This is a genomic window from Streptomyces sp. ID05-39B, assembly GCF_033794725.1.
Taxonomy (GTDB): Bacteria; Actinomycetota; Actinomycetes; order Streptomycetales; family Streptomycetaceae; genus Streptomyces; species Streptomyces bobili.
This window is the reverse complement of record NZ_JARGEF010000459.1, coordinates 1-2,520: the sequence shown is the minus strand read 5'-3', so window position 1 is coordinate 2,520 and position 2,520 is coordinate 1. Positions and strand designations below refer to the sequence as shown.

The 2,520-nt window shown below is 72.7% G+C and carries 2 protein-coding genes; one reads left to right on the top strand and one right to left on the bottom strand.

Going from position 1 to position 2,520, the window contains the following annotated elements:
- Nucleotides 1–391: 391 nt before the first annotated feature.
- Nucleotides 392–1,324, bottom strand: a complete 933-nt coding sequence (locus P1P75_RS41025) for a Ppx/GppA phosphatase family protein (protein ID WP_319265006.1) — start codon at nt 1,322–1,324, stop codon at nt 392–394.
- A gap of 203 nt (nt 1,325–1,527) precedes the next feature.
- On the opposite strand from P1P75_RS41025, the gene P1P75_RS41020 reads away from it, so the two are divergent.
- Complete coding sequence (locus P1P75_RS41020) at nt 1,528–2,349, top strand: hypothetical protein (RefSeq protein ID WP_319265009.1); 822 nt, start codon at nt 1,528–1,530, stop codon at nt 2,347–2,349.
- Nucleotides 2,350–2,520 lie beyond the last annotated feature (171 nt).

Genomic DNA, 2,520 nt, shown 5'->3' with positions numbered 1-2,520 from the left:
CCTCCAAGTCGGACTCCTCGGACTCCGCGAAGTCCTCCTCGTCGAAGGCCGCCACCAACCCGGCGGCCGACTACGCCGCCGGCGAGTCGTAGGGATCCGACGGGGGGGACGAGGCGGCCGGCGGCGCGGCGGATGGCGGCCGGGGGCGGGCTGACGGGCCGTGCCGGTCGGCCGCGCTCACGCGCGCGTGCCGTGGCGTCCCTCACGCGCGGGTGCCCGTTCCCTGCCTCACACGGGCGCGGGGCTGTTCCCTACCGCAGCGTGCCAGCGTGCATGGCTGGCCGTTCCCTGCCTCAACGCGCGGGGCTGTTCCCGGCCTCACGCGCGCATTCCCGTGCCTCGCGCGCGGGGCCGTCCCTGGCTCACGCCTCACGCGCGCGTGGGCCATGCGCTACAGCGACCCCATGTGGTCGAGCTTGCGCAGGATCACGCCCTCGCGGAGTGCCCACGGGCAGATCTCCAGCGCCTCCACGCCGAACAGGTCCATCGCTCCCTCGGCGACCAGCGCGCCCGCCAGCAGCTGGCTCGCACGGCCCTCGGAGACGCCCGGCAGCTCCGCGCGCTGGGCGGTGGTCATGCCGGCCAGACGGGGCACCCAGGCCTCCAGGGACTCCCGCTTCAGCTGGCGCTGGGCGTAAGGGCCGTCTGCGGAACGGGCGGCGCCGGCGAGGCGGGCGAGCTGCTTGAACGTCTTGGACGTGGCCACGACGTGGTCGGGAGAGCCGATGCGGCTGAATTCCCCGACGGTCCGGGCGATCTCGGCGCGCACGTGCCGCCGCAGCGCTCGTATCTGGGCGGCGTCCGGCGGGTCCCCGGGCAGCCAGCCGGCCGTGAGCCGGCCCGCGCCGAGCGGGAGGGAGACAGCCGCGTCGGGTTCCTCGTCGATGCCGTACGCGATCTCCAGGGAACCGCCGCCGATGTCCAGGACCAGCAGCTTGCCTGCCGACCAGCCGAACCAGCGGCGGGCGGCCAGGAAGGTGAGCCGGGCCTCTTCCTCGCCGCTGAGGACCTGGAGCTCGACGCCGGTCTCGGCCTGCACGCGCGCGAGGACGTCGTCGGCGTTGCTGGCCTCGCGCACGGCGGAGGTGGCGAAGGGCAGCACGTCCTCGACGCCCTTGTCCTCGGCGGCCTGGAGGGCCTCCTGGACGACGCGGATCAGTGTGTCGACGCCCTCGCGGCCGATCGCACCGCTCTCGTCGAGAAGTTCGGCAAGGCGCAGTTCCGCCTTGTGCGAGTGCGCGGGCAACGGGCACGCGCCCGGGTGCGCATCCACCACCAGCAGATGCACCGTGTTCGATCCCACGTCGAGGACACCGAGTCTCATGCGGGGAACGCTACTGCCAGCCACGCTGACCTCGGCCCCTGGTGCCCATCCTGAGACGGTCCCGTTGCCGCGCGCGAGCGACTTACCCTGGTCAGGTGCCAAAGACGAAAAAGGCGAAGGAAGAAAAGGCCGACAAGGTCGACAAGGCAGCCAAGGTCGACAAGGCAGCCAAATCCATCAAGGTCCCTTCGGGTTCTCCGCAGGTGAAGCCGTCGAAGAAGTCGCGCACGGCCCTGGAAGCGGACGAGAAGGGCCTCGACTTCGCACGCGCGTGGGTCGAGTTCCCCGACCCCGCGGACGGCGATCAGATCTTCCGGTGCGATCTGACCTGGCTGACCTCTCGCTGGAACTGCATCTTCGGCAGCGGCTGCCAGGGCATCCAGGCGGGCCGCGCGGACGACGGCTGCTGCACGCTCGGCGCGCACTTCTCCGACGAGGACGACGAGAAGCGCGTGGCGGGGCACGTGGCGCGGCTCACGCCCGACATCTGGCAGCACCACGCCGAGGGCGAGCGCGACGGCTGGATCTCGGAGGACGAGGAGGGCTCCCGCCAGACCCGCCCGTTCAACGGCTCGTGCATCTTCCAGAACCGCCCGGGTTTCGCGGGCGGCGCCGGCTGCTCGCTGCACATCCTCGCCCTCAAGGAGGGCCGCGAGCCGCTGGAGACCAAGCCGGACGTCTGCTGGCAGCTGCCCGTGCGGCGGACGTACGACTGGATCGACCGGCCCGACGACACGCGCGTGCTGCAGATCTCGATCGGTGAGTACGACCGGCGCGGCTGGGGTCCGGGCGGGCACGACCTGCACTGGTGGTGCACCTCGGCGACCTCGGCGCACGGCGCGGGCGACCCCGTGTACGTCTCGTACCGGCCGGAGCTGATCGAGCTGATGGGCAAGGCCGGCTACGACCGTCTGGTCGAGCTGTGCGAGGAGCGGCTCGCCTCACAGCTGCCGTTGCTCGCCCCGCACCCGGCGGACCCGGTACCGGGACCGCGTCCCGTGGATCCCGTCGATCCGACCGTGTGAGGCCCTCGGCCCGGCTCCCAGGAGCCGGGCCGACTCGCTTCCCGCGGCGGGCGGTCCCGGCCTATGAGGTCGACGGGCTCGGGTCGCCGCTGCCGTCGGACGGCGGGGTCGAGCCGCCCGGGTCGGACGGGGAAGGACCGGTGGGCGTGGGCTCGGGGTCGGGGTCGGAGG